A 22,639-nucleotide genomic window follows, 5' to 3' on the forward strand; every position below is an offset into this window, starting at 1 on the left:
ACCTCGATCCATGGGCATGTCGGTCGGAAATTCCGGTGGTGGCGGTTCGCGCAGAAGGCGCGGCGGTAAGCGTGCCCCGATGAGCGAAATCAACGTGACGCCGTTCGTCGACGTCATGCTTGTGCTGCTGATCATCTTCATGGTGGCCGCACCCATGCTGACCGTCGGAGTGCCGATTGATCTGCCCGAAAGCCGCGCCAATGCGCTGAACAGCGAAAGCCAACCGATCACGGTTTCCATCAACGCCGAGGGCCAGGTCTTCATCCAGGAAACCGAAGTGGCGATGGACGAGATCGTGCCGCGCCTCGAGGCGATCGCCGAGACCGGCTATGAAGAGCGCATTTTCGTACGCGGCGACCAGAGCGCCGATTATGGGGCCGTGATCCAGGTCATGGGACGCATTTCCGCCGCCGGTTTCACCAATATGGGCCTCGTTTCGCTCCAGGAGCAGGTCAACTGACCGGACCGCGATGAAAAAGTCACTCGCGACATCGACGACAGTCCACGTAGTGTTGCTGAGCTGGGGCCTCCTGTCCTTGAGCGGCCCCGAGCGCTTGGACGCGGGCATCATGGAAACGCTGCCGGTCGACATCGTGCCGATCTCCGAACTCACACAGATCCAGCAGGGCGAGCGCACCGCGCCCATGGCAGAGACGGCCGCACCTGAGCCCGTCGAGACGGACGCGCCGGAGCCGGACGCACAGAACATCGGCAACAATACCGTCGATCTCGACAGTCCGCCGACCCCGGAAGCGCGGCCGGAGACGGTCGAAGAGGCGGCAGCGCCCGCGCCCACACCGGAGCCCGTACCGCAGCCCGAACTTGTGCCGGAGCCTGAACCCGAGCCGGAACCTGTAGAGCCCGCCGAAGCACCACCGCCGCCGGAACCCGAAGCGCCGGAACCGGAGCCGGAGCAGGAAGTTGCCGCACTGCCCGAGCCGGCTGAAGCCGAGGCGCCCGATGCCGAGCCTCTGCCCGACGCTCCGGAGGCAACCGCTCCCGCCGAGCCCGAAGTCGCGGCACTGCCGGAAAATATTCCAACGCCCATGTCGCGGCCCGAACCGCCACGGCCGCAGGTCGCCGAGCAGCCTGAGCCGGCCGAACGTCCTCAGGAAACACCGCCTCAGCAGCCGCAGCAGGCCCCGCAGGAGACGACCGAGCGCGAAAGCGAATTCGACGCCGACCAGATCGCTGCGTTGCTGAACCAGCAGGCACCCTCGGGCGGTGGTCAGCGCCAGGTCGACAATCAGCAGGCAGCCCTGGGTGGCCAGCAGACGACCGGCGGCGAATCGCTGTCGCAAAGCGAGCTCGATGCTCTGCGCGGCCAGATCCAGCGGTGCTGGAACGTGGTGCCGGGTATGGCCGACGCGACCGATGTCCGCATCCGGGTGGGCATGCGGCTTGCGCCGGACGGCACCATTCAGGGTCAGCCGAGCGTTTCGGCGAGCGGTGGATCCGACATGGCGCAACGCACGCTGTCCGGCAGCGCGCTGCGTGCCGTTCTCCGCTGCGCGCCCTATTCGCTTCCGGCGGAAAAATACGAGACCTGGTCCGAAGTGGTCGTGAATTTCGATCCGAGCCAGATGTTCTGAGCTTTGAAAGGCTGAATGCGCATGAACACCATCTCATTGCCGCAAGGTGCAACGTTTCTCCGATCGTTCCTCTATACGCTCGCCATCCTCGTCGCGGTGATCGTCCCTGCACGGGCGCAGGTCGAGATCGACATCAATCAGGGCAACATCGAGCCGCTGCCGATCGCGGTGACCCGTTTCCAGTCGACCGACGATCTTGGTCAGCAGGTTGCCGACGTCGTCACGGCAGATCTGCGCCGTTCAGGCCTGTTCAACCCGATCAATCCTTCGGCTTTCATCCAGCAGATCACCGACCCGAACGCGACGCCGCGTTTTGAAGACTGGCGCGTGATTGGCGCAGACGCGATGGTCACCGGCGCAGTGTCGCGCGAGCCGGATGGTCGCCTGAAGGCCGAGTTTCGCCTTTGGGATACCGTTGCCGGCCAGCAGCTCGTGGGCGAGCAGTTCTTCACGCAGCCCGAAAACTGGCGCCGCGTTGCACATATCATCGCCGATGCGATCTATGAGCGCTTGACCGGCGAGCAGGGCTATTTCGATACCCGCGTCGTCTTCGTCTCCGAAAGCGGTCCGAAGGATTCGCGCCAGAAGCGTCTCGCCATCATGGACCAAGACGGGGCGAATGTGCGCTTCCTGACCCAGGGCAACGAACTCGTCCTGACGCCACGCTTCTCGCCGAGCCGCCAGGAAATCACCTACATGTCGTTCGAAGGCGGTCAGCCTCGCGTCTACCTTCTTCAGCTGGAGACCGGTCAGCGCGAGATCGTCGGCAACTTCCCCGGCATGACGTTTTCGCCGCGCTTCTCGCCCGATGGTCAGCGCGTCATCATGAGCCTGCAGCAGGACGGCAACGCCAACATCTACGCGATGGACCTGCGTTCACGCCAGACAACACGGCTGACCTCGACGACCGCAATCGACACCTCGCCCTCCTATTCTCCGGACGGCAACCGCGTCGTGTTCGAGTCCGATCGCGGCGGTCGCCAGCAGCTTTACGTGATGAACGCCGATGGCTCCAACCAGCAGCGCATCTCTTTCGGTGATGGCTCCTATTCGACCCCGGTCTGGTCGCCGCGCGGTGATCTGATCGCATTCACCAAGCAGTCGGGCGGCCGGTTCTCGATCGGCGTCATGCGTCCAGACGGCTCCGGCGAGCGCATCCTGACATCCGGCTTCCATAATGAAGGCCCGACCTGGGCTCCCAATGGCCGCGTGCTCATGTTCTTCCGTCAGCCGGCCGGCTCCGGTGGTCCGCAGCTCTATTCGATCGACCTGACGGGCTACAACGAACAGCCGATCCAGACCCCGAACTACGGCTCGGATCCGGCCTGGTCGCCGCTTCTCGAAGGTTGATGCAAAAGAGGCGGGCGGCATGAATTTGCCGCCTTCCCGCCGTATTGCGCCCCTAGCTGGAAACCGGGGCGGCAAACAGCGAATCACCGGGCCGGTAATGGTCCGTTAACCAGCTCCATAGTAACCACATTTAGGGTTTCCGGTCATAATTCGGAAACCATGGAGACCTTCAAGGAGATCGGCCATGCGCCGTTTGGAATCGTTCGCTCGCTCGCCCGGCGCAATCGCTCTCGTTGCTTTGCTCGTTCTCTCGGGCTGCGCATCTCGTAACAACATGCCCAACAGCTCGGCAGACCTCGGTCTTGGTGGCGCTGGTGGCGTCGGCGGAGCAGGTGGGGTGGCAACGCCTGGCTCGACGCAGGATTTCACAGTCAATGTCGGCGACCGCATTTTCTTCGAGACAGACTCCTCCTCGATCACTCAGCAGGCCGCCCAGACGCTCGATCGTCAGGCGCAGTGGCTGGCACAGTACTCCAACTACTCGATCACCGTCGAAGGCCATGCCGACGAGCGCGGAACGCGCGAGTACAACCTTGCGCTCGGCGCCCGCCGTGCAGCTGCCGCTCGCGACTATCTCGCCTCGCGCGGCGTACCGGCCAACCGCGTCCAGACCATTTCTTATGGCAAGGAACGCCCGGTCGCGGTCTGCGATGATATATCCTGCTGGTCCCAGAACCGTCGTGCGGTGACGGTCCTCGGCGGCGCCGGCAGCTAAGCGGCGCTTCAGTCAAGTCGCTGCAGTTGAGTCGTTTCAGTCGGGCGGTCATTTCGGCCGCCCGATTTATTTGTGCTTCAAACTTTGGCCGAACTCTGCTTGCAATGCTGTGCGCCGGTTATACATGGTGTTGGTCTCTCTCGACCAACGCGGCCCACAAAGCGGATTGACTGACAATGGCTGTCGTATCTCGTATCTCATTCCTGCGTGCTTCCGTCGTCGCGCTGACGGCGGTGATGACGGCGTCCGCTGCACAGGCCGGACCGTTCGATTTTCTCACGCGGCTCGCGCCACCTGCACCTGTTGGAACCGCGCCCGGAATGGGCGGCGCTCCGATCGTTCAGGTGCAGGGCGCCGACGCTCAGTTCCAGATTGGTCAGCTCCAGGAAGAGATCCGCCGCCTGAATGGCCGCATCGAAGAGCTCGGCTTCCAGATGCTGCAGATCCAGGAGCAGATGCGCCAGGTGCAGGAAGACAACGAGTTCCGTTTCCAGGCGCTCGAGGGCGGGGCGCCGTCGGGCGACGCGACCCGGACCAACAGCATCACGAATGGAACGGGTGCGTCGAGCAACGATGGCGCTTCGGCCGATCTTCCGGGGATCCAGCCGGATGTCGCTGCCGCGCCGACACCGCCGACACAGCCGTCATCCACGGTCGCCCCTGGTGAAACGCAGCTGGGCTCATTGACCTTCGACGAGCAGGGCAATCTGTCCCGCACCCTGGACACGGCCACGAGCGGCAGCAACGCCGCCGGCACCGGGCAGATGGCATCGCTGTCGCTTGATGATCCCGATGCGCTCTACCGCGATGCCTACAACCTCGTTCTCGCCGGCGATTATGCAGACGCCGAGGCGGCATTCCGAGACTATATCGACATTTTCCCCGACGGCGGACAGATCGCCGACGCGCATTTCTGGCTGGGCGAAAGCCAGTTCTCGCAAGGAAGCTTCAGCGATTCCGCGCGCACGTTCCTCAATGCGCACCAGAACTTTCCCCAGGCGGACAAGGCTCCGGAAATGCTGCTAAAGCTCGGCATGTCGCTGGCGGCTCTCGACAACCGGGACACGGCCTGTGCGACGTATCGTGAAGTGCTGTCGCGCTACCCGGATGCTCCGGCGACGGTCAAAGACAAAGTGACGCGCGAGCAGTCCAACGCCAGTTGCTGATGGCGGAGCGTGGTCCGGCACCTGAACTTGCCACTGCGCGTTGCCTCGAGAATCTGATCGATCCATCGCGCCCGCTGCTCTTGGCCGTTTCCGGCGGCAGCGATTCCATGGGGATGCTCCTCGCTTTTCACCGAACGGTGACGGGCGCCCACCCTGGAATCCGCATTTCAGCGGCCACTGTCGATCACCGCCTGCGCCCCGAAGCTGCAGATGAAGCTGCAGCGGTCGCCGCATTGTGCGCAAGTCTAGGTATCGATCATCGCATCCTGCCCTGGATTAGCGAAAAACCATCAAGCGGCATCCAGGCCGCGGCGCGGCTGGCCCGCTATAGTCTTCTTGCAGATGAAGCAGGCCGCATCGGTGCGGGCGCAGTGTTGACGGCTCACACGCTCGACGACCAGTTCGAGACCGTTCAGATGCGCGCCGCCCGACAAGGCGATACCGATGCGTTCGGATCCGCCGGCATGGCACCGCAGATGCTGTTCGAGAAGAAAACCTGGGTCGTCCGCCCGTTCCTAAACTGTCGGCGCGAGGACCTTCGGCATTATCTCAAGGCTCAGGGCGTGGACTGGATCGACGATCCAAGCAATGCAGATCCGCGCTTTGAACGCGTGCGGCAACGGAGCAAGACGTCACTCGACACTTCGGATGAGAGGGAGTTTCTGCGTCGAACCGAGACTGCTGCAATCATGCGAGGCGACCGTGCCGAGCTGGTCGCTGCTGCGATCGATGCCCATGCCAGCCAGTGGCGCTGCACCTTGTTCGTCATGCGTGACGACGGCACATTGAGCCAGTCCCTATTCGCCGAGGCGGTGGCCGAGCTGATCGCGCTCGCCGGTGGGCTCGTCTATCCGATCGCCGGCCCGAAGATGGTGAAGCTTCAGACATTTCTGGATGAGGCCAAACCGGGCAGCCGACTGGCGCTGGGCCGATGCATCGTCATGCGTCGCGCGGGCAATGTTCTCATCTGGCGCGAGGATCGGGGTTTTACCAATCTGATCGTTGAGCCGCGGGGCGCCGGGTTGTGGGATGGGAGGTTTCGCGTCGAAAATGCTACGGACCGCCCAGTCCTGATCACACGAACGGCGCCCATGACTGACAGCGAGGATTTAGACGTTCCAGATGCCGCAACGCCTTCCATCGCGGCAGCAGCCTGTTCAGCCCTTCCAAGGGCGCTCTTTGCGTCGCTCGAACCCGGCGAGAGCAGAGGCGGTTGGCCAGGCATTCAGCCAATTCCGGTGATCGCGCGCTACGACACCTTTCTGCCGGTATTCGAGCGGACAATTGGAGTTGCGCTTACGCGATTGCTGGGTTTGAAGCCCTATCCGGCGCCACCGCTTGCCACTGTGAACCTTGATCGAATGATGCGACAATAGCCGCCTTGGCAAGGGGCTGCGCCAAACCTATGTTAGCTCTCGACGAGCAGTTCGATTGACCGGCGAGCCTATGCCGCCCTGGGGAGTTCAATGAACCCAAATTTCCGCAACTTCGCCCTCTGGGCGATCATCGCGCTTCTGCTGATCGCGCTTTTCAACATGTTCCAGGAACCGACGGAACGGGCAAACGCGCGCGACATCAGCTACTCGCAGTTTCTCCAGGATGTGGACTCGGGCCGTGTTCGTGAAGTGACGATCATGGGCGAGCGCATTTCGGGCGTCTATACCGAGAACGGCAGCGCTTTCCAGACCTACTCTCCGGGCGATACCGGGATGGTCCAGCGTCTCGAAAATGCAAATGTTGCCATCACGGCGCGCCCTGAGGTCGACAGCTCCAACACCCTTTTCGGTTATCTGATCTCCTGGCTGCCGATCCTGCTCATTCTCGGCGTGTGGATTTTCTTCATGCGCCAGATGCAGGGTGGCTCGCGCGGCGCGATGGGCTTCGGCAAGTCCAAGGCCAAGCTTCTCACGGAAGCGCATGGCCGCGTGACGTTCGAAGACGTCGCCGGCGTGGACGAAGCCAAGGAAGATCTCGAGGAGATCGTCGAGTTCCTGCGTGATCCGCAGAAGTTCCAGCGTCTCGGCGGACGTATTCCGCGCGGCGTGCTTCTCGTCGGCCCTCCAGGAACCGGCAAGACGCTGCTCGCCCGTTCGGTCGCCGGCGAAGCCAATGTGCCGTTCTTCACCATCTCCGGTTCGGACTTCGTCGAAATGTTCGTCGGCGTCGGCGCAAGCCGTGTGCGCGACATGTTCGAGCAGGCCAAGAAGAATGCGCCCTGCATCATCTTCATCGACGAAATCGACGCCGTCGGTCGCCATCGTGGCGCCGGACTCGGCGGCGGCAATGACGAGCGCGAACAGACGCTCAACCAGCTGCTCGTCGAAATGGACGGCTTCGAGGCGAATGAGGGCATCATTCTCATCGCTGCGACCAACCGTCCCGACGTTCTCGATCCCGCGCTGATGCGTCCTGGACGTTTCGACCGCCAGGTCGTCGTGCCGAACCCCGACGTTGCCGGCCGCGAGCGCATCCTCAAGGTACATGTGCGCAATGTGCCGCTCGCGCCGAACGTCGATCTGAAGACGCTGGCACGCGGCACGCCCGGCTTCTCCGGTGCCGACCTGATGAACCTCGTCAACGAAGCGGCCCTGATGGCTGCCCGCCGCAACAAGCGGCTGGTCACCATGGCTGAATTCGAAGACGCCAAGGACAAGGTCATGATGGGTGCGGAGCGCCGCTCCAATGCCATGACCCAGGAAGAAAAGAAGCTGACCGCCTACCACGAGGCCGGTCACGCTATTGTTGCCATGCAGGTGCCCGTTGCCGATCCGGTCCACAAGGCGACCATCGTGCCCCGCGGCCGTGCGCTGGGCATGGTGATGCAACTGCCGGAAGGCGACCGCTACTCCATGAGCTACAAGTGGATGGTCTCGCGCCTTGCGATCATGATGGGTGGCCGCGTTGCCGAGGAAATTACCTTCGGCAAGGAAAACATCACTTCTGGCGCGTCGTCCGACATCGAGCAGGCCACCAAGCTTGCCCGGGCAATGGTCACCCAGTGGGGATTCTCCGACAAGCTTGGCCACGTCGCCTATGGCGAAAACCAGCAGGAAGTCTTCCTCGGCCACTCGGTTTCGCAGCAAAAGAATGTGTCGGAATCCACCGCACAGACGATCGATAGCGAAATCCGCCGTCTTATCGACGCGGCCTACACCGAGGCGAAGGACATTCTGACGAACAGCCACGAAGCGTTCGTTGCTATCGCCGAGGGTCTCTTGGAATACGAAACGCTGACGGGCGAAGAGATCAAGGCGATCATCCGCGGCGAAAAGCCGGCCCGCGACATCGGCGACGACACACCGCCCACACGTGGCTCGTCCGTTCCCAAGGCCGGCCCGAAGAAAGAGCCGAAGGCGGGTGGTGAGCCCGAAGGTGGTCTGGAGCCGCAGCCGCAATAGCCGCGCTTGCTGCCCGGACTTCTTTTACCACAACTGTGGAAAGGCCGCCCTCATGGGCGGCCTTTTGACTTCAATCAACCTATTATAACCACAACTGCGCATAATCTGATGCGAAGAGCGCCGCTCAGCCGGCTTCTCGAGGACGGCAAAGCAGTAGTCTAGATAAAGCGGGACATTCATGACGCGTCGTTACTTTGGCACCGATGGCATCAGGGGCACCTCCAACACCGGCAACATGACACCCGACGTCGCGATGCGCGTCGGTTTGGCTGTCGGCACGCTGTTTCGCCGTGGCGACCACCGCCATCGCGTCGTGATCGGCAAGGACACGCGACTGTCGGGCTATATGCTGGAAAACGCGCTGGTCGCGGGCTTCACGGCCGCCGGTCTCGACGTCTTCCTGCTGGGCCCGATCCCGACGCCCGCCGTTGCGATGCTGACGCGCTCGATGCGCTGCGACATCGGCGTGATGATCTCCGCCTCGCACAATCCCTACCAGGACAACGGGATCAAGTTGTTCGGCCCGGACGGCTACAAGCTGTCCGACGAGGTCGAGGCGACGATCGAAAGCCTGATCGACGACGACATGGCCAAGCTGCTTGCGCCTGCGGACAAGATCGGCCGTGCGAAGCGCGTCGATGGCGACATCTACCGCTATATCGAATTCGTGAAGCGGACACTGCCACGCGACGTCACTTTGAACGGGCTGCGCATCGCCATCGACTGCGCCAATGGTGCTGCCTACAAGGTGGCACCGGCAGCACTATGGGAGCTGGGCGCTGAAGTCGTTCCGCTCGGTGTCGAACCCAACGGCCGCAACATCAATCTCGATTGCGGATCGACGAGCCCCGTCGCGCTCGCCAAGAAGGTCCATGAAGTGCGCGCCGATATCGGCATCGCGCTCGACGGCGACGCGGACCGTGTGCTGATCGTCGACGAGAACGGCACGGTGGTGGATGGCGACCAGCTGATGGCCGTGATCGCCGAATCCTGGGCAGCCGATGAGCGACTCGTCGGCGGCGGCGTCGTTGCCACCGTGATGTCGAATCTCGGTCTCGAGCGCTTCCTCGGAAACAAGGGCCTGTCGCTCCAGCGCACCAAGGTCGGCGACCGCTATGTGGTCGAACACATGCGAAGCCATAATTTCAATGTCGGCGGCGAGCAGTCCGGCCATATTGTGCTATCCGATTTCGCGACCACGGGAGATGGCCTGGTCGCTGCGCTCCAGGTACTCGCCTGCGTCAAGCGCATGGACAAGCCGGTGAGCGAAGTCTGCCGTCGCTTCGAGCCCGTCCCGCAATTGCTGCGGAACGTACGTGTCAGCGGCGGGAAGCCGCTTGAGGACAAGTCCGTGCAGGAGGCGATCGCCGATGCAACGGCTGCGCTCGACAATGCGGGCCGGCTCGTGATCAGGGCCTCCGGAACCGAGCCGCTGATCCGGGTGATGGCGGAAGGCGACGACCGCGCCCAGATCGAAAAGATCGTCGACGATCTCGTCGGCGTCATCTCCGGCGTTCGCCAGGCTGCCTGAGCTATTAACGATCGATCAAGAATTGAACTGACACAGGCCCTCGCTCCACTGCGGATCGGGGGCCTTGTCTTTGCCATGGTGAGAAGTTCGATAATAATCCTGGTAAACAGACGTGGTTAAAACCTATTTAACCATTGGTATTCATGATCCATCACGAGACAGCGACCGGCTCAGCCGGCTTATTTTGTGAAGGATGGATACTATGCTGCGAAGGGCAATGGCGACCACGGTCGTAACTCTGCTTGCCGGCGCCAGCCTGCCTGCGCAGGCGGCGGATATCTATGTACCGCCGGTCTATGAACCGGCTCCCAAGATCGAACTCGGCGGGTTCTATCTCAAGGGTTATCTGGGAATGAGCAACCAGCGCGTCGGCTCACTCTACAACGTGCTCTTCGATACGACCGCTGACCTCGTCATCCGCGACAAGAACTTCGAAGCCGGTGTACTGGGCGGTGGCGGCGTCGGTTACGCCGTCAACAACTGGCTGCGTCTCGACGCAACGGCCGAATATCGCGGCGAAGCAGGCTTCCATGGCCTCGATACCTTCACCGACGCTGGAGGCAATGCCCGGTTCAACAACTACACGGCCAAGAAGTCGGAGTGGCTGTTCCTCGCAAACCTTTACGCCGATCTCGGCAACTTCAACGGCATCGTGCCTTACGTCGGCGCCGGTATCGGTGCTTCGCGCAACTCGATCCACTCCTTCCGCGACGCTGGCATCGACCCGGCAACAGGCTCGCCCACGCTCGCCTACGCCGATTCCGACAGCAACTGGGATTTGGCCTGGGCGCTCCACGCGGGTGTCGGCTATGAAGTCACCGACCAGCTGACGGTCGATTTCGGTTACTCCTATGTCCATCTCGGCGATGGCCAGAGCGGCGATATCACGACTTTTGACGGCACGAACAACATCGTCAATCCGATGGAATTCCGCGACATCAGCTCGCACGATTTCAAGGTCGGCGTACGGTACGCCTTCCACTGATCGATCTTTCAAATCAGCCACGATCGAACCCCGTCTCTCAAAGAGGCGGGGTTTTTTGCTGTTCTTCAGCGGCAAAACCACGAAAAACATGCTTAACGAACATGCTTAACCGGGACTTAACCACTCTCCACTCATGATTGCACCATCGAGACCGAATCCGGCAAAGGCCATCGGCTTTCCTGTGAGCGGCAATTTTGAGAGGCAATCCATGGTCAAGCACATCATCTCTTGTCTGGTCGTATCCGCAGCGGTCACCGCTGGTTTTTCCGGTACGAGCGCCGCAGCCGATCTGGACAGGATCATCTATTCTCCCGAAATCGACCGCACGCGTCCCATTGAGATTGGCAATGGCTGGTACCTGCGGGGCGACATCGGCTACGCGGTCGATGACGAAACCGGCAATGGCGATTTCGACAGCTTCCGCATGAAGTCAGAGGTATCCGGTGGATTGGGCGCCGGTTACCAGTGGACCGACCTCATCCGCACGGATCTGACGGTCGACTACATGAAGGGCGATGCCGAAGGAGTGGTCGCCGGTGGCTTCTGCAACGTCGCTCAGCCCTGCGGATATGATGCCTTTGCGCTGCTGGCCAACGCCTATGTGGACCTCGGCACCATCGCAGGTTTCACACCTTATGTCGGCGCCGGCGCCGGCTACACCTATGCGGGCTTCGACGACGTGGAAGTTGGACTTGCCCGTTTCGGCGGCGGCGACGATTGGCGATTCACCTACGCCCTGATGGCCGGCATGTCCTACGACGTGTCCAAGAGCCTGAAGGTCGATTTCGGCTATCGCTACATGGATGTCGACGGGGGCGCCGTGGTCGACACGCTGACCGGGACGGTCGACGACGATGGGTTCACGCGCCACGAAGTTCGCGCAGGTCTGCGCTACTCTCTCTGGTAGTCGAAGCTATGCAGTAGACAAAAGGCGGCGAGGATACCTCAGCCGCCTTTTTTGTTGGCGTGGTGGGCAAGGTGACGCTCACTTGCCGAAAAGAATGCCTGTGCCGCCGGTATCCACGATGCGTCCGCGGACCGAACTGCTGCGCTGCCGCGCTGCTACTTGCTCTTGGCGGACTTCAAGCTCCGTCTTGACGGGGGCAGCACGATATTCGGTGTAGCCGGCATAGCCGCCACCGCTGCTGCAGCCTGCTGCAAGACCTGTCAGAACGATAAACCCGGCGAGCCGGGGTAAGAATGATGGCCGCATATGGCTGCTCCCTGTACGTTATACGCGCTTTTTGCGCGTTCAGCGTCGGCAAGGCAAGGTGTGCCGCCTCACGTCTTCGAAAGTGCGATCACGCGATTGTTTTCATGAGCGGTGTCACACAGCGTTCACAATATAGGCTCTTCCGACCGAGCCCGTCCCGAACCACATGGTCGCCAACAGCGAGCAGCGCCTCGGCGCGCGTGCCTGTCAAAAACAAAAAAATTCCAAGGACCATCTTCATGAAGAATTCTGTGTTCGCGGTTGTCACCGCTTTGCTGGCAGTCACCTTTTCCCACCAGTCCGCATCCGCTGAAGGCCTGTTGTGCGCCCCGCGCGGTACGTTTGCCGACAATCACGCCAGCTATGCCGCGCCGACGCGGATGGAAGCCGACTACGGCAATTTCAACGATGCGCCGCGCTTCTATCAGACGTCCCGTGCGATCGGTCGCTGACTGGCTCACATCGCGCTCTCGAAAAAGTTTCAAAAGAAAGTCGTCACACAGCGTTCACAGTTCGCGCACTGACAATCTTCCTCGAGGCGCACCACGTTACAGTCATGGAGCAGGGCAGAAGCTTGAAGCGCTCTGTCACACTCACCGTTCAAACAATAAGAATAGAAAGGCGAATAAAATGAAAAACTCTGTGTTTGCACTTGCTGCAGCCGTTATCGCAGCTTCCGCATCGGTCGCCGTTGCTCAGACTCCGATCTCCGAGTTCCGCGGACCCGTAGGCGCTGATGCCACAACCTACTCGGCTGGCCCCAGCGTCGACGGGGCTTACGGCACCTTTGGTAGCGAAAACCGCTTCAACGATTTCTCTGGTCCCGTCGTCCGTCAGTAAGGCGACCGATCAGAATGCCTCCCTCGGCGGCGGGCGGTGAACCGTCCTCCGGCCGAGTAAAACGAACGTAAGAAAAAAGGAAAACGATCATGAAAAATTCTGTGTTTGCACTTGCCGCCGCCATCATCGCAACGACCGCAACGGTTGCTGCCGCTCAGACCCCGATTTCTGAGTTCCGTGGCCCGCTCGCCAACGATTACACCACCTCTTCGGGCGCCATCGGCATGGATGCTCCTGCCTCGATCATGTCCGATGAAGGTCGCTTCAACGACTTCTCCGGCCCGGTCGTTCGCCAGTAATCGTCGAACTTCCCTCATGGCCGTGACGGGTTGAGCATCTCCCCGTCGCTGGCTCGGTGACCAAAAAATAAGGATTTTCAACATGAAGAACTCAGCACTCGTACTTGCAGCCGCCATCGTCGCCACAACCGCTTCTGTTGCCGCCGCGCAGTCGTCGATCTCCGATTTCCGCGGTCCGGTTGCCCCCGACTACAATGCCTCTTCCGGCGTCGTGACGATGAACGCACCGGCAAGCTATGCAACGGATGAAGCCCGTTTCAACGACTTCTCGGGTCCGGTCGTCCGCCAGTAATCATTGGCGTCATATACGTCTGACTTCCAAAGGCCGTCGCTCTCCCTGGAGCGGCGGCTTTTCTTTTTAGCGGCCTCTTGCAGAGTGATGCGCTCTGCAGTAATTCCCGTCGCGGGCCACCTCTCCCCACCGAGAGGCTTACTATCTGGAAGGATAGACCGCGATGAGCACTTTTCCGACGCCCGAGTTGCGTCCGCAAAACCCCAATTTCTCCTCAGGCCCTTGCGCCAAGCGACCCGGATGGTCGCTGGACCAGCTGTCCACGGACACGCTCGGCCGCTCCCACCGTTCCAAGATCGGCAAGACGCGCCTCGCCGAGGCGATCGACCTGACGCGCGAAGTGCTGCAGGTGCCGGCCGATTACCGCATCGGCATCGTTCCAGCCTCCGATACGGGCGCTGTCGAGATGGCCATGTGGTCGTTGCTCGGCGAGCGCGGTGTCGACATGGTCGCCTGGGAAAGCTTCGGCGCCGGCTGGGTGACGGATGCCGTCAAGCAGCTGAAGATCGCCGACACCCGCAAGATCGAAGCTGCCTATGGCGAGCTGCCGGATCTGGCGTCCATCGATTTCGATCGCGACGTCGTCTTTACCTGGAACGGCACGACCTCCGGCGTGCGCGTGCCGAACGCCGACTTCATCCCCGCCGACCGCCAGGGCCTGACGATCTGCGACGCGACCTCCGCGGCATTCGCCCAGAAGCTCGATTTCGCGAAGCTCGATGTCGTCACCTTCTCCTGGCAGAAGGTTCTGGGCGGCGAGGGCGGTCATGGTGTCTTGATCCTCAGCCCCCGCGCTGTCGCACGGCTCGAGAGCTACCAGCCCGCCTGGCCGCTGCCTAAAATCTTCCGCATGACGAAGGGCGGCAAGCTCATCGAAGGCATCTTCAAGGGTGAAACGATCAACACCCCGTCGATGCTCTGCGTCGAGGATTATGTCGATGCGCTGAAATGGGCGAAGTCCCTCGGTGGCCTCGACGCGCTTGTGGCGCGCGCCGACGCAAACGCCAAGGTGATCTTCGATTTCGTCACCAAGACCCCGTGGATCGCAAACCTGGCCAAGGTTGACGAGACCCGGTCGAACACCTCCGTCTGCCTGACGATCGCCGACCCGGCTGTCACCGCGCTTTCCGACGACGACCAGGCTGCCTTCGCAAAGGGCATCGTCACCGCTCTCGACAAGCAGGGCGTTGCCTATGACATCGGCGCGTATCGCGATGCACCGGCCGGTCTTCGCATCTGGTGCGGCGCGACCGTCGAGACGTCCGATCTCGAAGCGCTGATGCCGTGGCTCGACTGGGCTTTCCAGGCTCAGAAGGCGACGCTCAAGGCCGCCGCTTGATCGCTTGATCGATACGGCCAGCGTTACCGAGCGCTGGCCGATCCGCACACATCAAAAAATTCGTTTCTCATTTCAGGAGGCCAGACATGGCACCGCGCGTACTCGTATCCGACGCTCTCTCCGAAACCGCCGTCCAGATCTTCAAGGATCGGGGCATCGACGTCGATTTCCAGCCGAAGCTCGGCAAGGACAAGGAAAAGCTGCTCGAGATCATCGGCAACTATGACGGCCTCGCCATCCGTTCGGCCACCAAGGTAACCGAAAAGATCATCGAAGCCGCCGGCAACCTCAAGGTCATCGGCCGCGCCGGCATCGGCGTCGACAACGTCGATATCCCGGCGGCAAGCCGCAAGGGCATCATCGTGATGAACACGCCCTTCGGCAATTCGATCACGACGGCCGAGCACGCCATCGCGCTGATGTTCGCGGTCGCCCGCCAGTTGCCCGCGGCCGACGTTTCCACCCAGGCCGGCAAGTGGGAAAAGAATCGCTTCATGGGCGTGGAGATCACCGGCAAGACGCTCGGTGTCATCGGCTGCGGCAACATCGGTTCGATCGTCGCGACCCGCGCCATCGGCCTCAAGATGCACGTCGTCGCCTTCGATCCGTTCCTGTCGCCTGAGCGTGCGGACCAGCTGGGCGTAGAGAAGGTCGACCTGGACACGCTGTTTGCCCGCGCCGACTTCATCACCATGCACGTGCCGCTGACCGACAAGACGCGCAACATCATCAATGCGGCGGCGATCGCCAAGATGAAGGACGGTGTGCGCATCATCAACTGCGCCCGTGGCGGTCTCGTGGTTGAGGCCGATCTCGCCGAAGCGCTGAAATCCGGCAAGGTGGCCGGAGCGGGCTTCGACGTGTTCGAGACCGAGCCGGCGACGGAAAGCCCGCTCTTCGGCCTCGAAAACGTTGTCTGCACGCCGCATCTGGGCGCCTCCACCACCGAAGCGCAGGAAAATGTCGCGCTGCAGGTGGCCGAGCAGATGTCGGATTATCTGCTGAAGGGTGCGGTTACCAACGCCATCAACATGCCGTCGATCTCGGCAGAAGAAGCACCGCGCCTCAAGCCGTTCGTCAAGCTCGCCGACATGCTGGGTGCCTTTGTGGGCCAGGCGACGGAGAGTTCCATCCAGGAGGTCGAAGTTCTCTATGACGGCGTCACGGCCGAACTCAACACCAAGGCCCTGTCGTCCGCAGTACTCGCCGGTCTGATCCGGGCGCAGGTCGCCGACGTCAACATGGTTTCGGCGCCGATCATGGCGAAGGAGCGCGGCATTCTCTTCTCCGAGGTGAAGCGCGACAAGTCGGGAATCTTCGACGGCTACATTCGTCTGACGGTCAAGACGGAGAACCAGACGCGCTCGATCGCCGGCACTGTCTTCTCCGACGGCAAGCCGCGTTTCATTCAGATCAAGGGCATCAATCTCGATGCCGAGATCGGTCGCCACATGGTGTACACCACGAACGAGGACAAGCCGGGCTTCATCGGCCTTCTCGGCACCATCTTCGGCAAGGCCGGCGTCAACATCGCGAACTTCCAGCTGGGCCGCGATGTCGCCGGCGGCAACGCGATTGCGCTTCTCTATGTCGACGGCCCCGTGGACGAGAGCGTTCTGGATGAGCTGCGCAGCCACCCGCAGGTTCAGTCCGCCAAGGCCCTGCAGTTCAACGTCGATTGATCTTTACCCACGGTCGCCGGCGGGCTTCGCTGCCGGCGACCGAAAATGCCCATTCGGCGCGGTTCGTGACGGGCAGTTGCCCGATTTTATCGCGCGAAATGTTTCAATCTGCGCATGAATGCCTATCTTGTGGGTTCGAATTCAAATGAAACTACGCGGTGATGGCGCTTGAGCGCGATCTTTCGAGCCGCGTTCGGCAAGAGAAAGGTCTGCGCATGACACAGGCAAAAACCGGCGATCTCGTCCGCATCCACTACACCGGTACCCTGACCGACGGCACCCAGTTCGACAGCTCCGAGGGTCGCGATCCGCTGGAATTCACGGTTGGTTCCGGCCAGATCATTCCCGGTCTCGATCAGGAAGTGCAGGGCATGGCAGTCGGTGAAAAATCGACGGTCACGATCCCCGCCGAGCAGGCCTATGGCCCGCACGATCCGCAGAGCATCCAGCAGGTTCCGCGCGATGCGATACCGGCCGAAGTCAACATTCAGCCCGGTGCGCAGCTTCAGGCTCAGACGCAGAGCGGCCAGACGGTTCAGCTGACGGTGGTCGAAGTCGATGAGGACAGCGTGACGGTGGACGGCAACCATCCGCTGGCCGGCCGTGATCTCGTCTTCGCCGTCGAACTGGTGGAGATCGTCAAGGCCGCGTGATCTGGTCTGACGGCGTGCTTTTCAAAAGGTCGGCTTTGCCGGCCTTTTTTGTTGGATTGGAACCACGACCATGACCTCACGTTGATCGCCACGATCAAGTCATGGAGACAAGTGACGTGGAAAAATACCGCAAGGGCACGAAGGTTGAGTGGAAGTGGGGCAACGGCAAGGGCACGGGCAAGGTCGCCGAAAGCTTCACCGAAAAAGTCACGCGCACGATCAAGGGGGAAAAGATCACCCGCGATGCGTCCAAGGACGATCCGGCTTACCTGATCGAACAGGAAGACGGCGATCGCGTGCTGAAAGGCCACAGCGAGCTGAAGAAGGCTTCCTGATGCAAAACGGCGCGCCCCGTGAGGAGCGCGCCGTTTTTATTCTCTCGCTGATCGGTTTAGCCGAGGCAGCTCTTCTCAGAACTCTTCCCAGTTCTCCTCGCTCGGACGAGCCGCAGCTGCCGTCGCTGCGCCACCGCCAAACGCCCCGGCTAGTCGCCGTCCGAGCGCACGGGCGGGCGAGGGGCGCGACTGGGTGCTGGCGCTCACCTGCGCAGGTCCACTGGCTTTGGCGGCCCGCGACGGTGCGGATTGGCTCGGAGCACGCTTGGATGCAGCGTCGTCCCCCATCCTGAACTGTGAAAGCAGCGCGTTCAGCTCGGCCGCTTCCCGGGCGAGATTATGGCTTGCAGCCGTTGACTGCTCCACCATCGCAGCGTTCTGCTGCGTACCCTGATCCATCGTGTTCACGGCGCTGTTGATCTCGCCGAGCCCGATTGATTGTTCCTTGGCGCTCTCCGCGATCGCGGCAACATGTGCGTTGATCTCCTGAACCTCGGTCACGATTGCCTGCAGCGCATCGCCGGTACGGCCGACGAGATCGACGCCCTGCTTCACCTGATCGCCGGACGAACTGATCAGCGTCTTGATCTCACGGGCGGCCGAAGCGGACCGCTGGGCGAGCTCGCGGACTTCCTGGGCGACGACGGCAAAGCCTTTGCCGGCATCACCGGCGCGGGCCGCTTCCACACCGGCATTCAGTGCAAGCAGGTTGGTCTGGAAGGCGATGTCGTCGATCAGGCCGATGATGTTGGCGATCTCGACCGACGAGTTCTCGATCTTTTCCATCGCGTGCACGGCATCGCGCACGATGGCGCCCGAGCGCTCGGCACCGTCCTTGGTGCGCGCCACTAGCTGGCGAGCCTCTTCGGCGCGGCGTGCGCTGTCCTTGACTGTGGTGGTGATTTCTTCAAGAGCCGCTGCCGTTTCTTCGACCGAGGCTGCCTGCTGCTCCGTGCGGCGGGACAGATCGTCAGCCGCCGACTGGATCTCGCGCGAACCGGCATCGATGCCGCGCGCATTCTCGCCAACCGCCCGCATCGCGTCATCGAGCTTGGCGACCGAGTGGTTGAAGTTCTCGCGCAGCACATCGAGCTGGCCGCTGAACCGGGTGTCGATGCGATAGAGCAGATTGCCATCGGCCAGTTCGCTCAGCGCCTGACCGATGCCGTCGATGGCGAGTTGGAGTTCCAGAGCTTCCCGTTTCATTTGCGCTTCTCGTTCGGCGCGCTCCTGTTCAATTGCGCCACGCTGCCGGCCAGCATCGGCCTCCAACTGACCCTTCTCGATCGCGGCGATGCGAAACGCTTCGACTGACTTGGTAATAGCGCCGACTTCATCTCTTCGATTGATCGAAGGCACAGTGACTGCATCATCGCCAGATGCCAAGCGACCCATAACGCCGGTCAAAGCGACCAGCGGCGCGACCACGCTTTTGTGGAAAACATATCCACCAACCAGTGCAACGACGGCGCCAAACACCAGGACGAGCCCGAAAATCGCAGCGCTTTGCCAGAACATGGCGGCAATATCGTCAGCATAGACACCCGTGCCGATCGCCCAGTTCCAAGGCTCGAACTTTCGTACGTGTGAGAATTTGAGATATTGCTCTTCACTACCCGCCCGCGGCGAATAGTACTCGACAATCCCTTGCCCCTCGGTTTGCGCAAGCCGCACAAAATCCCGGTAGAGATAACTTCCACTCGCATCCTGATAATCTGTCATGTCCTGTCCGACAGCGCGCGTCGGATGCATGACAATGCGATGCTCCATGTCGAACCCGAAGAAATATTCTCCGTTGAGATAGCGTGCAGATCCGATCGCGGCAGCGGCCTGTGCTTGAGCTTCGGAGCGAGACAGAACACCCTGCTGCTCTAGCGCATGATAGTGCGCAAGCATTGTAGTTGCGCTCTCGGTCATCGCCTCGAGCATGGCAGTTCGCTCTTCGACCGTCCGGGTGTGCTGTTGATAGAGACCGAAGGCGGCCGCCCCCGCGACGATCGCGAGCATGAGGCCGATCAGGATGTAAAGCCTGCCGGATAGGTTGATAGACATGAAAATTGGTCCTGGAGAATTCGAAACGCAGCATTGGCATTCGCCGAAATCGGTCATCGATTCCGCGGGATCGGCTTGATGCCTCGGCACTGAGCGACCGCGGAAACCACGTCCGAAGCTGTCGCCGAGTTGCGAACCTGTAGTCGAGATAGCGAGCCCCACACCCTTAATGCACCTTCGATGCAAAGGGTTAAGCAAAGCTTAGCTCGCATTCCTGAAGGTTGCCGCGATCATCTTCGCGCGATAAGCAGCTCAACTGATATAGACTTGGAGCCACCTGAAATGCCCAACTATCAGTGGCGCCGCGCCGTGCCCGATGACGTTCCGCACATCGCCGAAATTTCGTCCATTGCGCTTGCGGGATATCCGGAGGAACCGGCGATCTTCCACGAGCTACTCGCGCTGGCGCCCGATGGCTGCTTCGTGATGGAAATGGACGGCGTGATCGTCGGTTATCTTGTCGGGCACCCGTGGATGAAGGGCCGCCCGCCGGCGCTGAACCAGACGATCGGCACGCTGCCGGAAAGCCCGGATTGCTGGTACCTCCATGATCTCAGTCTGCTGGAAGAGGCACGCGGCTTTGGCGCGGCACGCGAAGCCGTGCGGCTTGCGGCAGAAGCGGCGCGGGCCGCAGGCCTGGACGACGTGGCACTGGTGGCGGTCAATGGCGCAGGCGGTTTCTGGCGCGCCCAGGGCTTCGAGCCGATGGAGCCGGAAGCGGGGCCTGACGGCATCGCAAGCTATGGCGATGATGCGATCTACATGGAGCGCCGAGCCTGATCTTCAGGCCTTAAGCAACCTTGGGCTTGCCCTTTTCGGCGATCGCGATGCCGCCGAGAACGAGCCCCAGCCCGACCAGGTGGAACGGATAAAGCTGTTCACCCACGACAGCGACCGCGAGCACGGTTCCGAAGATCGGCACCAGATTGACGAACAGGCCGGCGCGATTGGCGCCGATGATCTCGTTTCCGCGGATGTAGAGCGCCTGAGCCACGAGTGAGGGCAGGATCGCCGTGAACAGAATGATCGCCCAGCCGGTCGCATCCGGCGTGATCATGCTGTCGGTCGCCGCTTCCGCGATAGCGAGGGGCAGGGCACCGAGCGCTGCTCCGAGGCAGAGAACCGCCATCAGGCTCAGCCAGTGGATCGGCGGCTTCCAGCGAAGCGCAACTGTGTAGCCACCGTAGAAGACGATGGCGACCAGCATCAACGCGTCGCCCCGGTTGAGCTGCAAGGCGAGAAGCGCGTTAAAATCGCCACCCGAGACGGTCACGGCGACACCGACCAGCGTCAGGGCAAAACCGATGATCTGCAGGCTGCTGACCGCGATGCGCAGCAGGATGAAGTTTGCGGCGAAGATGATGAGCGGCATGCCGGCCTGCTCGATCACCGCGTTGATGGTGCTGGTGTAGTTGAGCGCGAGATAGAGCGTGGCGTTGAAGCCCGTGAAGCCTGCGCCGCCAAGCAGCATCAGATAGGTCAGGTTCTCGCGGATGACGGGCAGATCGCGCCTTATGTGCGGCCAGGCGAAGGGCAGAACCGCCAGAAGCGCAAACAGCCATCTGAAGAGCGTGAGGAGCAGCGGGCTCACATGGCCGACTGCAAGCTTGCCGGCGACGGCATTTGCGCCCCAGATCAATGCGGTCAATGTCAAAAGGATATAAGCGCGACGCTGCACGGGTGGCTGTCCTTGGACGCGGTCTTCGAAACCGCACTGTGTGGGCGTCTTCTAGACGCTTCGGTGCCCCTGAGGGAAGGGCAGATGTCCAACACGGTTGCAATCCGGGAGAGCCTGCCGCATGGGGTCGCTTTCCCGTATCCGAGTGACTATAGATGCGGCGATTTGGCTGCGGCGAGGATTCTCGGCCGCAAGTACCGCTGAAAGGGTTCCGATGGCGAATGTGGTTGTGGTCGGCTCGCAATGGGGCGACGAGGGCAAGGGCAAGATCGTGGACTGGCTCTCCGAGAGAGCTGATATCGTCGTGCGGTTTCAGGGCGGGCACAATGCCGGCCATACGCTCGTCATCGACGGAAAGGTCTACAAGCTGTCGCTTCTGCCCTCCGGCGTCGTGCGCCAGGGCAAGCTTGCCGTCATCGGCAACGGCGTCGTCATCGATCCACATGCTTTGCTGAGCGAGATGGACAAGCTGGCCGGCCAGGGCCTGACGATTACGCCTGAGAACCTGCGCATCGCCGAGAACGCAACGCTCATCCTGTCGCTGCACCGCGAACTGGATGGTCTGCGCGAGGACGCGGCCAACGACACCGGCACCAAGATCGGCACGACGCGCCGCGGCATCGGCCCGGCCTATGAAGACAAGGTCGGCCGCCGAGCCATTCGCGTGCTGGATCTGGCAGATCTCGAGAGCCTGCCCGGCAAGGTCGATCGTCTGCTGACGCACCACAATGCGCTACGCCGTGGCCTCGGCCAGGCCGAAGTGAGCCAGGACGTTATCCTGGACGAGCTGAAGACCGTTGCCGAGCGCCTGCTGCCCTATAGCGAAGCCGTGTGGCGGCTTCTCGACCGCGAACGCCGCCGCGGCGCGCGCATCCTTTTCGAAGGTGCGCAGGGAACGCTGCTCGACATCGACCACGGCACCTATCCGTTTGTGACCTCGTCCAACACGGTGGCCGGCCAGGCCGCTGCCGGATCGGGCATGGGCCCGGGATCCGTCGGCTATGTGCTCGGCATCACCAAGGCTTACACCACGCGCGTCGGCGAAGGTCCGTTCCCGACCGAACAGCAGAACGAGATTGGCAACTTCCTCGGCGAACGCGGCCATGAGTTTGGCACCGTCACGGGGCGCAAGCGCCGCTGCGGCTGGTTTGATGCCGTGCTCGTGCGCCAGTCCGTTGCGACCAACGGCATCTCCGGCATCGCGCTCACCAAGCTCGACGTTCTCGATGGTCTCGATGAGCTGAAGATCTGCGTCGGCTACGAGCTGGATGGTGAAACCTACGATTACCTGCCGGCCAGCCAGGGTCTTCAGGCTCGGGTCAAGCCGATCTACGAAACGCTCGAAGGCTGGAAGGAATCGACGGTCGGCGCCCGGCGCTGGAGCGATCTTCCCGCGCAGGCAGTGAAATACGTGCGCCACATCGAAGAACTTATCGGTGCACCTGTCGCTCTTCTTTCCACCAGCCCGGAACGCGATGACACGATACTTGTGACCGATCCGTTTGAAGACTAGTTTGCG

General features: G+C 61.8%; 22 protein-coding genes. 19 read left to right on the top strand and 3 right to left on the bottom strand.

Annotated elements, in window-relative coordinates; translation table 11 throughout:
• The first annotated feature begins 10 nt into the window (after positions 1–10).
• The 10 genes from tolR to QQL76_RS08820 all read left to right on the top strand — a co-directional run bounded on the left by tolR (position 11) and on the right by QQL76_RS08820 (position 11,644).
• Positions 11–460, top strand: coding sequence for an ExbD/TolR family protein (gene tolR, locus QQL76_RS08775; protein ID WP_499207301.1), 450 nt, complete (start codon positions 11–13; stop codon positions 458–460).
• Positions 461–470: 10 nt separating this feature from the next.
• Positions 471–1,592: a cell envelope integrity protein TolA gene (gene tolA, locus QQL76_RS08780; protein ID WP_499207302.1), complete on the top strand. Its 1,122-nt coding sequence runs from the start codon at positions 471–473 to the stop codon at positions 1,590–1,592.
• A 21-nt stretch (positions 1,593–1,613) separates the two neighbouring features.
• Positions 1,614–2,942 carry a Tol-Pal system beta propeller repeat protein TolB gene (gene tolB / locus QQL76_RS08785; protein ID WP_499207303.1) on the top strand — a complete coding sequence of 443 codons (1,329 nt, stop codon included), beginning with the start codon at positions 1,614–1,616 and terminating at the stop codon, positions 2,940–2,942.
• 184 nt (positions 2,943–3,126) lie between these two features.
• Positions 3,127–3,657, top strand: a complete 531-nt coding sequence (pal, locus tag QQL76_RS08790; protein ID WP_499207304.1) for an OmpA family protein — start codon at positions 3,127–3,129, stop codon at positions 3,655–3,657.
• Positions 3,658–3,833: 176 nt separating this feature from the next.
• The gene (gene ybgF / locus QQL76_RS08795; protein ID WP_499207305.1) at positions 3,834–4,823 is read left to right on the top strand and encodes a tol-pal system YbgF family protein; all 990 of its coding nucleotides are present in this window, start codon (positions 3,834–3,836) and stop codon (positions 4,821–4,823) included.
• Positions 4,823–6,199 carry a tRNA lysidine(34) synthetase TilS gene (gene tilS / locus QQL76_RS08800; RefSeq protein WP_499207306.1) on the top strand — a complete coding sequence of 459 codons (1,377 nt, stop codon included), beginning with the start codon at positions 4,823–4,825 and terminating at the stop codon, positions 6,197–6,199. The genes ybgF and tilS overlap by 1 nt, the downstream gene beginning before the upstream one ends.
• A 90-nt stretch (positions 6,200–6,289) precedes the next feature.
• Positions 6,290–8,221, top strand: a complete 1,932-nt coding sequence (gene ftsH / locus QQL76_RS08805) for an ATP-dependent metallopeptidase FtsH/Yme1/Tma family protein (RefSeq protein ID WP_499207307.1) — start codon at positions 6,290–6,292, stop codon at positions 8,219–8,221.
• A gap of 178 nt (positions 8,222–8,399) precedes the next feature.
• Positions 8,400–9,752, top strand: a complete 1,353-nt coding sequence (gene glmM / locus QQL76_RS08810) for a phosphoglucosamine mutase (protein ID WP_499207308.1) — start codon at positions 8,400–8,402, stop codon at positions 9,750–9,752.
• 202 nt (positions 9,753–9,954) lie between these two features.
• Positions 9,955–10,737, top strand: a complete 783-nt coding sequence (locus tag QQL76_RS08815; RefSeq protein ID WP_499207309.1) for an outer membrane protein — start codon at positions 9,955–9,957, stop codon at positions 10,735–10,737.
• Between the two features lie 208 nt (positions 10,738–10,945).
• Complete coding sequence (locus QQL76_RS08820; protein ID WP_499207310.1) at positions 10,946–11,644, top strand: outer membrane protein; 699 nt, start codon at positions 10,946–10,948, stop codon at positions 11,642–11,644.
• Between the two features lie 78 nt (positions 11,645–11,722).
• On the opposite strand, the gene QQL76_RS08825 is transcribed toward QQL76_RS08820, so the two are convergent.
• Complete coding sequence (locus QQL76_RS08825) at positions 11,723–11,950, bottom strand: hypothetical protein (RefSeq protein WP_499207311.1); 228 nt, start codon at positions 11,948–11,950, stop codon at positions 11,723–11,725.
• Positions 11,951–12,189: 239 nt separating this feature from the next.
• Here QQL76_RS08825 and QQL76_RS08830 point away from each other — a divergent pair, with 239 nt between their 5' ends.
• The 7 genes from QQL76_RS08830 to QQL76_RS08860 all read left to right on the top strand — a co-directional run bounded on the left by QQL76_RS08830 (position 12,190) and on the right by QQL76_RS08860 (position 17,390).
• Positions 12,190–12,402, top strand: coding sequence for a hypothetical protein (locus QQL76_RS08830; protein WP_499207312.1), 213 nt, complete (start codon positions 12,190–12,192; stop codon positions 12,400–12,402).
• 477 nt (positions 12,403–12,879) lie between these two features.
• Entirely contained in the window at positions 12,880–13,089 is a 210-nt protein-coding gene (locus tag QQL76_RS08835) for a hypothetical protein (RefSeq protein ID WP_126011732.1), read from the top strand.
• A gap of 82 nt (positions 13,090–13,171) precedes the next feature.
• The gene (locus QQL76_RS08840; RefSeq protein WP_404862765.1) at positions 13,172–13,381 is read left to right on the top strand and encodes a hypothetical protein; all 210 of its coding nucleotides are present in this window, start codon (positions 13,172–13,174) and stop codon (positions 13,379–13,381) included.
• 163 nt (positions 13,382–13,544) lie between these two features.
• Positions 13,545–14,720 (top strand): phosphoserine transaminase, encoded by a 1,176-nt coding sequence (locus QQL76_RS08845; protein WP_499207313.1) that lies wholly within the window; start codon positions 13,545–13,547, stop codon positions 14,718–14,720.
• Positions 14,721–14,806: 86 nt separating this feature from the next.
• Positions 14,807–16,402, top strand: coding sequence for a Rossmann-fold NAD(P)-binding domain-containing protein (gene serA / locus QQL76_RS08850; protein ID WP_499207314.1), 1,596 nt, complete (start codon positions 14,807–14,809; stop codon positions 16,400–16,402).
• Positions 16,403–16,617: 215 nt separating this feature from the next.
• Positions 16,618–17,055, top strand: coding sequence for an FKBP-type peptidyl-prolyl cis-trans isomerase (locus QQL76_RS08855; protein WP_499207315.1), 438 nt, complete (start codon positions 16,618–16,620; stop codon positions 17,053–17,055).
• Between the two features lie 101 nt (positions 17,056–17,156).
• Positions 17,157–17,390, top strand: a complete 234-nt coding sequence (locus QQL76_RS08860) for a hypervirulence associated TUDOR domain-containing protein (RefSeq protein WP_126011722.1) — start codon at positions 17,157–17,159, stop codon at positions 17,388–17,390.
• 75 nt (positions 17,391–17,465) lie between these two features.
• Here the strand turns inward: QQL76_RS08860 and QQL76_RS08865 are convergent, their stop codons facing one another.
• Positions 17,466–19,442: a methyl-accepting chemotaxis protein gene (locus tag QQL76_RS08865; protein ID WP_499207316.1), complete on the bottom strand. Its 1,977-nt coding sequence runs from the start codon at positions 19,440–19,442 to the stop codon at positions 17,466–17,468.
• 282 nt (positions 19,443–19,724) lie between these two features.
• Between QQL76_RS08865 and QQL76_RS08870 the strand changes: the two genes are divergently transcribed.
• Positions 19,725–20,222 carry a GNAT family N-acetyltransferase gene (locus QQL76_RS08870; RefSeq protein ID WP_499207317.1) on the top strand — a complete coding sequence of 166 codons (498 nt, stop codon included), beginning with the start codon at positions 19,725–19,727 and terminating at the stop codon, positions 20,220–20,222.
• A gap of 10 nt (positions 20,223–20,232) precedes the next feature.
• Here the strand turns inward: QQL76_RS08870 and QQL76_RS08875 are convergent, their stop codons facing one another.
• Positions 20,233–21,120 carry a DMT family transporter gene (locus QQL76_RS08875; RefSeq protein WP_126011718.1) on the bottom strand — a complete coding sequence of 296 codons (888 nt, stop codon included), beginning with the start codon at positions 21,118–21,120 and terminating at the stop codon, positions 20,233–20,235.
• Positions 21,121–21,334: 214 nt separating this feature from the next.
• Between QQL76_RS08875 and QQL76_RS08880 the strand changes: the two genes are divergently transcribed.
• Positions 21,335–22,633: an adenylosuccinate synthetase gene (locus tag QQL76_RS08880; protein WP_499207318.1), complete on the top strand. Its 1,299-nt coding sequence runs from the start codon at positions 21,335–21,337 to the stop codon at positions 22,631–22,633.
• Positions 22,634–22,639: the final 6 nt, after the last annotated feature.

It is taken from the genome of Rhizobium albus, from assembly GCA_030160035.1.
Lineage (GTDB): Bacteria > Pseudomonadota > Alphaproteobacteria > Rhizobiales > Rhizobiaceae > Georhizobium > Georhizobium albus.